General features: G+C 67.9%; 7 protein-coding genes. 2 read left to right on the top strand and 5 right to left on the bottom strand.

The features are described 5' to 3' along the window. Window positions 1-54 precede the first annotated feature (54 nt). The 3 genes from RSO01_RS37155 to RSO01_RS37145 are packed head-to-tail and all read right to left on the bottom strand — an operon-like array spanning window position 55 to window position 2,268. Window positions 55-537, bottom strand: a complete 483-nt coding sequence (locus RSO01_RS37155) for a YbaK/EbsC family protein (RefSeq protein WP_218037578.1) — start codon at window positions 535-537, stop codon at window positions 55-57. Then, window positions 527-1,459: a DUF1932 domain-containing protein gene (locus tag RSO01_RS37150; protein ID WP_147155656.1), complete on the bottom strand. Its 933-nt coding sequence runs from the start codon at window positions 1,457-1,459 to the stop codon at window positions 527-529. Before RSO01_RS37150 ends, RSO01_RS37155 begins: the two co-directional genes overlap by 11 nt. 26 nt (window positions 1,460-1,485) lie before the next feature. Continuing rightward, window positions 1,486-2,268, bottom strand: a complete 783-nt coding sequence (locus RSO01_RS37145) for a class I SAM-dependent methyltransferase (protein WP_147155655.1) — start codon at window positions 2,266-2,268, stop codon at window positions 1,486-1,488. A gap of 71 nt (window positions 2,269-2,339) precedes the next feature. On the opposite strand from RSO01_RS37145, the gene gloB reads away from it, so the two are divergent. Continuing rightward, window positions 2,340-3,116 (top strand): hydroxyacylglutathione hydrolase, encoded by a 777-nt coding sequence (gene gloB / locus RSO01_RS37140; RefSeq protein WP_147155654.1) that lies wholly within the window; start codon window positions 2,340-2,342, stop codon window positions 3,114-3,116. A 106-nt stretch (window positions 3,117-3,222) separates the two neighbouring features. Here the strand turns inward: gloB and RSO01_RS37135 are convergent, their stop codons facing one another. Beyond that, on the bottom strand, window positions 3,223-4,353 hold the full coding sequence (locus RSO01_RS37135) for an MFS transporter (protein WP_147155653.1): 1,131 nt from the start codon (window positions 4,351-4,353) through the stop codon (window positions 3,223-3,225). 18 nt (window positions 4,354-4,371) lie between these two features. Next, on the bottom strand, window positions 4,372-5,325 hold the full coding sequence (gene lipP1 / locus RSO01_RS37130; RefSeq protein ID WP_170303652.1) for a LipP1 family hormone-sensitive lipase: 954 nt from the start codon (window positions 5,323-5,325) through the stop codon (window positions 4,372-4,374). Window positions 5,326-5,409: 84 nt separating this feature from the next. Here lipP1 and RSO01_RS37125 point away from each other — a divergent pair, with 84 nt between their 5' ends. Continuing rightward, complete coding sequence (locus tag RSO01_RS37125) at window positions 5,410-6,447, top strand: DUF2333 family protein (RefSeq protein WP_147155651.1); 1,038 nt, start codon at window positions 5,410-5,412, stop codon at window positions 6,445-6,447. Window positions 6,448-6,449: the final 2 nt, after the last annotated feature.

Raw genomic sequence — 6,449 nt, 5'->3', positions numbered from 1 at the left:
TCCCCGCGCGCTCATGAGCGCGCGGGGACGCGCGCGGTCCGGAAGACCATGAGCCTAGGCGGCGATCTTGGCGATGCGCGGCCGGGCCACGGCCAGCCAGTCCTTGGTGTCGAGCTCCATCGAGCGGTCGAGGCGGCCGGCATTGAAGAACAGCGTGTCGTTGCCGAGCAGGTCCTCTTCGACCACGATCGCGAGCGCGGGATTGAGCGAGAACGGCGGCACCGAGCCCATGACGCAGCCGGTCAGCTCCTGCGCCGTGTCGGGCGAGGCGAAGCCGCATTTGCGCGCCTCGAATAGATTTGCAACAGCTGTGAAGTCGAGCTTGCGGTTGCCCGGCAGGATCGCCAGCACATGGCGCTTGCCCGCGCCGCCGCCGCGCACGTCGAGGACCATGGCCTTGGCCGCCTGGTCGGGCCGGTTGCCCCGGATGGCGCTGATCGCCTCCGAGCGGCCTTCGGCCTCGTGCTCGATAACCCGGAACTTGGCCTTGGCGTCGTTCAGGAGCGCGACCAGCTGGTCGAACACATCAGCGGCCACGGATGACCTTCTCCGACAGGATCCGGAGCGCTTCGTCGAACGCCGGTACCTTGCCGTCGGCGGGCGCGATGCCGGCATCGACGCTGCGGCGAAGGCTCTTCTCGATCACCTCGGTCATCAGCGGATCGACGCCGGTCTCGCGCAAGGTCCGGCCGACCAGCCCCATCTCCTCCCAGCGGCGATGCGCATGGACGATATGGGTCTGCACCAGCGTGCCGACGAACTTGCCGAAGCCGAGCTGGTCGACGTCGCCCATGCACTCCATGACTTCCTTCAGGATGCCCTGGCGCTCGGCGGTGACGTAGGCCTCGACGCCCAGTGCCTCGGCACCCTTGATCAGCACGCTGCGGATCATCTTCACCGACGAGGCGCTGCCCGGCCTGGGGCCCAGCACCTTGGCCACAAAGCCGCTGGCATTCATCCAGGCCACGACCGGCTCGACATCCTCGCCCGCCACCAGCATCGGCGCCTTGATGCCCGACTTGAAGAAGCCGCCCATGACGGCGATGTCTATGTAGCGGCCGCCGGTGGCCTCGATGGCCGCGCGGTCCTCGTCCGACATCTTGCCGGTCACGGTGCAGAGATCGAGATAGTGGGCGCCCTTCTTGAGCAGCGGAGCGGCCGACTGGGCGGCCTCCAAGGCATGCTCGCCCTGGACGGCACAAATCACGAGATCCGCTTCGCTCAGTGCCGGCGTGTAGCGGCCCTCGATCGCGACATCGAGCCTTTTCGCTTCCTTGCCGAGCGCCGTGCCGCGGGCGTCCTTGTCGAGCGCGGTGTCGATGGCAATGACGCGGCGCGGGGCGTTGTCGCCGGGCCGTGGCGTGCCGCGCCAGCCGCCCTCGGCGCACAAACCGCGCGCGATGGCCGATCCCGCTTCACCAAAGCCCAGCAGCGCGATCACGCGCGGAGACAGCGACATGCGAATGCTCTCGATGATGTGTCGGATCAGGACGCCGGTGCTTCGCCGTCCTCGGCGTTGCGCGTGCGTGCAGCCTGGGTGTCGCGCGAGCTGGCGATCCTGAGCTTGGGTCGAACGACCGCGAGCTCGGGCGTGCTATGGCGCTCGGCGATGCCGGCATAGAGCTGCTTGCCGGCCTCGATGACGCTGACGCCGGCGAAGCGGCCGAGCCAGCGCTGGCCGAAGCGTTCGACGGCCGGCGCCATGCGCAGCATCAGCCGCGAGTTGGTGGGCGGCATGTAAAGCGCGCGGCTCTGGCGCAGCGGCGCGAACATGTTGGCCCGCAGCAATCCCGCGAGCTGGCCGGCGGAGTAGGGATGGCCTTGGTAGAACGGCGAGCGGTCGACCTGCGACCACAGGCCGGCGCGGGTCGGCGCCACGGTGACCAGGCGGCCACCGTCGGCCATCACCCGCCAGATCTCGCGCAGCATCGGCCGCACCTGCTCGGTGCATTCGATGGCATGGACCAGCAGCACGCGGTCGACCGAGCGGTCGGGCAGCGGCAGGTCGTTCTCGTCGACCAGGGCAACGAGGTTGCGGCCTTCACGCGGCCAGCGCGTCACGCCCTGCTGGGCCGGCATGAACGCCAAGGTGCGCTCGGCTTCCTCGCGGAAGGGCCGCAGGAACGGCGTGGCGTAGCCCAGGCCCAGCACGGTCTCGCCGCGCACGTTCGGCCACACGTCGCGCAGGCGCGCCCGCAGCAGCCGCACCGTCATCTGGCCCAAGGTGCTGCTGTAGAAGTCGTTGAGATCGAGGACGTCCGTCCACATGGGGCGATAATAGCAGAAACCGCGCCGTCGCGGCCATGGCAGTAACAAGGCAGCCTTGCTAACGTTGCAACATGAGCACGACGCTAGACATCGTTAGAATCCCGGTACTGAACGACAATTACGTGTGGTTGATGCGCGAGCCGCAGAGCGGCGCGGTCGGCGTCGTCGACCCGGCCGTGGCCGGACCGGTGCTGGCCGAGGCGGCCAAACGCCGCTGGAAGATCACCCATATCCTGAATACGCACCATCACGGCGACCATGTCGGCGGCAACCGCGAGATCAAGGAAGCCACCGGCTGCACCATCGTCGGCCCGCGCCGCGATCGCGCCCGCATCCCCGGCATCGACATCGAGGTCGATGACGGCGAGCGCTACCGCTTGGGCGAGGCCGAGGCCGACGTGTTCTTCGTGCCGGGCCACACCAGCGGCCACATCGCCTACGCCTTTCGCGAGCAGAAGGCATTGTTCTGCGGCGACACGCTGTTCGCGCTCGGTTGCGGCCGGATGTTCGAGGGCACGCCGCAACAGATGTGGAGCTCGCTCAGCCGGCTGCGCGCGCTGCCCGACGACATGAAGGTCTACTGCGCGCACGAGTACACGCAGTCGAACGCGCGCTTCGCGGTGACGGTCGAGGCCGACAACGACAAGCTCATCAAGCGCTCGGCGGCGATCGATGCAGCGCGCGCCAAGGGCGAGGCCACGGTGCCCTCGCTGCTCGGCGAGGAGAAGGCGACCAATCCGTTCCTGCGCGCCGACGTGCCGGCGGTGCAGAAGGCCGTCGGCATGCCGGGCGGCGATCCGGTCGCGGTGTTCGCCGAGGTGCGTCACCGCAAGGACGTGTTTCGGTAGGACGCACGGCGCTCGCTACGCCAAGACTGTCATCCCGAGCGTAGCGAGGGACCTTTCCTGTTGCCTTAAAGGTCCCTCGCTTCGCTCGGGATGACAGTGTGCGTTGCTAACGCCTTACCAGACAGAAATACGCACTGATGCCGAGCGCCGCCGCCAGTGCGCCATAGAGCGGCGCCTGCGGGATGTTGAGGAACAGCCAGGGCGCCGACAGCGGCCCGACAGCAGCGCCGAAGTCGCGCCAGGTCGAGTAGCTTGCCTGGGAGGAGAGCACGCTGGACTTGCCGCGCTCGAGCACCAGCACGGGGATCAGCGTGTTGAACATGCCGCGCGTCATGACCACGACCAGCGCGCCCAGCAGCTCGTGGTCGAGGGCGATCAGCGCGAAGCCTGCGACCAGCAGGCCGCCGTTGATGATCGAGATGCGTCCAGCGCCGAAGCGGTCGCCGATCCAGCCGCCCAGCGGCCCAGTGGTGATCTCGACCAGCCAGCGCAGGGCCAGCAGGATCGCCGTGGCCAGTACCGGTGCGAGCCAGGTGATCGAATCCTTCATCAGGAAGGACAGCGTCAGCAGGAACACGCCGTCGCTAGTGAAGCCCAGCATGAAACCCCAGGTCTCCAGGCGATGGGGGATCGGCAGCCGGAACGGCTTCTTGTCCGTGATCTCGCGCGGCAGGCGCGGCAGCATCAGCGCGGCGCCGAGCGAGATCAACGTCAGGCCGCCGAAGATCACGAACACCGAGCGCGGCCCGACATTGACGACGATCCAGGCGCCGCCGACCAGCGACATGGCCTGGACGATGCCGATGGCGGCGCGGCTGGCGCCGACGCGCTTGCCCGCGTTGGCGCGGTCGCTGACGGCATAGGCAAGCGTCGAGAGATTGAGCGAGGCGTAGGAGATGCCCCACAGGATACGGGCGGCGATCTGGACGGCGTCATTCTCCACCAGTCCGTAGAGCGTGGTCGAGACGACCGAGCCGATGGCGGCCATCACCATCAAGGCGTGCGGCCCGACCCTTTCGCCGATCGCCGCCACGCCGGAGTTGGCTAGAAGGCGGATCCAGCGGTTGAGCGACAGCAGCACGCCCACCATGGCGAGGCTGATGCCGAAATCCTGGTGATAGAGCGGCAGCACGGCATAGAGCAGCGTGTCGCCGATCATGGCGACGGCAATCACCAGGCCCGGCAACGCCATGCCCACCGGCTTGGCGGCGGGCGATGGGTTGGCGGCAGTGCTCACGTGCCCGGCTTTACACCCTCACTGGGCGCGTTGCACCAACGCTTCGCGCAGCGCGGCTGCAGCCAGCGATGTGCCGCGGCGGGCGCCGTGCAGCAGCATGGGCGAACTCAGGAAGCCGTGCAGCATGCCGCCGAACTCGACGAGGTCGGCCTGGGTTCCTTCCTGGTGCAGGCGGAAGGCATAGGCGCGGCCCTCGTCACGCAGCGGATCGTAGCCGGCCGTGATCACGAGCGCGGGCGGCAGGCCGCTCAGCGACTTGGCGCGCAACGGCGAGACGCGCCAGTCGCCGCGCGAGCCTTTGTCAGGCGCGTAATGGTCGAAGAACCATTCCATCGTGGCCGCGTTCAGCCCGTAGCCATCCTCGTAACGGCGATAGGACTCGGCGCGGCCGACTGCATCGGTCACGGGATAGGCCAGGAGCTGGAGGCGGAGCTTGGGCCCGCCATTGTCGCGCGCCCAGATTGCGACCGCCGCTGCAAGGTTGCCGCCAGCGCTGTCGCCGCCGATGGCAAGCTTGGAGGCGTCGACGCCGATCGAGGCGCCGTTGGCCGCGACCCATTTCAGGCCGGCCACGACATCGTCGAAGGCGCCGGGAAACCGCGCCTCCGGCGCCAGCCGGTAGTCGACGGCGAAGACCACGATGCCCGCTTCCAGGGCGAACTGGGCGCAGAGCACGTCATGGCTGTCGAGATTGCCGAACACCCAGCCGCCGCCATGGGCGTAGACGAGGCACGGCAGCTCGGCGTCGGCCGGGGCGGTGGCCGGACGATAGATTCGCACCGCGAGATCGCCGGCAGGACCCGCAATGGTGCGATCGACCACTTTGGCCTCGGCCGGCCGCGGGCCCTGGGCCCTCGGACGTAGCGAGAGATAAAGATCACGTGCCGCCTGCGGCGACAGCGTGTTCCACGCCGGCCGATTGGCCGCAGCCATCAGGTCGATCAAGCGCTGCGATTCGGGATCGAGTGCCATTCCTCCAACTCCATTCATCGACAAACGCGCCACTCTAGCAGTCGTCGCCCCTGTTTCGTCACGAGACGAATGGTAAGGTGAGCCATGACGTTCGAACCGGACCACGGCGCGCCTTCTTCGCCGGCCACTTCGTGGTGGCGCAGGGGCTGGGGCCGCCTGAAGAGCTGGCGTCCGGGTTGGGGAAGCAGAACGGGGCCCGCGCCGAGCGGCCGGCGGCGGCTGTGGAGCTGGACCTGGCGCATCGTTGTCGTGGTGCTGGTGCTCTACTTCCCGGTCGGCGCCCTGATCGTGCACAACATCGACGACGATCCGCAGTTCGCGCCGCGCAACGTGGCGCCGGGTGAAAGCCGCGCCGTCGCTACGGCGGCGCAGTTCGTCACCCGCGAGGTCGACGTCAGCACCTGGACGCCGATGATGCCGTTCTTCGTGCCCGCCGGCATCCTCGACAACATGCCGAACTTCCAGCGCGGCATCATGGCGGCGCTGGGCCGCTTCAGCACCGAGTTGATGGATCAGGTCGGCCGTACCCGAGGCACCAGCCAGGTCGACCGCGACCTCGAGCAGGCGCGCGGCTTTCTCAACGAGCAGCCGAACATCTGGTTGTGGCAGCCCAGCGTGTCGCTGCTGCCGTCGACGACGTCGGCGCAGAAGTACCGCGCCGGACGCGACCGCCTGGTGGCCTACAACAAGCGGCTGGCTTCGGGGCAGGCCGTCTTCGAGCGCCGCGCCGACAACCTGCAGGCCCTGCTTGACCGCATCGCCAACGACGAGGGCTCCGATTCGGCGGTGATCGATCAGCACATCATCGAAAGCGCCGGCGACCTCTTCGATCTCAGGGCCGACGACATCTTCTATTTCAACAAAGGCCGCCTCTACGCCAACTTTCTGCTGTTGCGCGAGCTGGGCATCGACTTCGAGAACGTCATCCGCGAACGGAACCTCACGAACGCGTGGAACGGCACGGTCGAGACGTTCCGCATCGCTTCGGCGCTCGATCCCTGGATCGTATGGAACGGCTACCCTGACGGGCTGCTCATTCCCAATCATCTGGCGGCCCAGGGCTTCTATCTGTTGCGAGCCCGCGTGCAGTTGCGCGAACTCACCGCCATCCTGCTGAAATAGGC

The sequence above is a fragment of the Reyranella soli genome, from assembly GCF_007992495.1.
Lineage (GTDB): Bacteria > Pseudomonadota > Alphaproteobacteria > Reyranellales > Reyranellaceae > Reyranella > Reyranella soli.
The sequence above is the reverse complement of the archived record's forward strand: the minus strand, read 5'-3'. Positions and strand labels throughout refer to the sequence as shown.

What these genes read in the sequence shown, in the direction of transcription:
- lipP1 (WP_170303652.1), bottom strand. Translation starts at nt 5,325, where the DNA reads ATGGCACTCGATCCCGAATCGCAGCGCTTGATCGACCTGATGGCTGCG.
- RSO01_RS37150 (WP_147155656.1), bottom strand. Translation starts at nt 1,459, where the DNA reads ATGTCGCTGTCTCCGCGCGTGATCGCGCTGCTGGGCTTTGGTGAAGCG.
- gloB (WP_147155654.1), top strand. Translation starts at nt 2,340, where the DNA reads ATGAGCACGACGCTAGACATCGTTAGAATCCCGGTACTGAACGACAAT.
- RSO01_RS37125 (WP_147155651.1), top strand. Translation starts at nt 5,410, where the DNA reads ATGACGTTCGAACCGGACCACGGCGCGCCTTCTTCGCCGGCCACTTCG.
- RSO01_RS37145 (WP_147155655.1), bottom strand. Translation starts at nt 2,268, where the DNA reads ATGTGGACGGACGTCCTCGATCTCAACGACTTCTACAGCAGCACCTTG.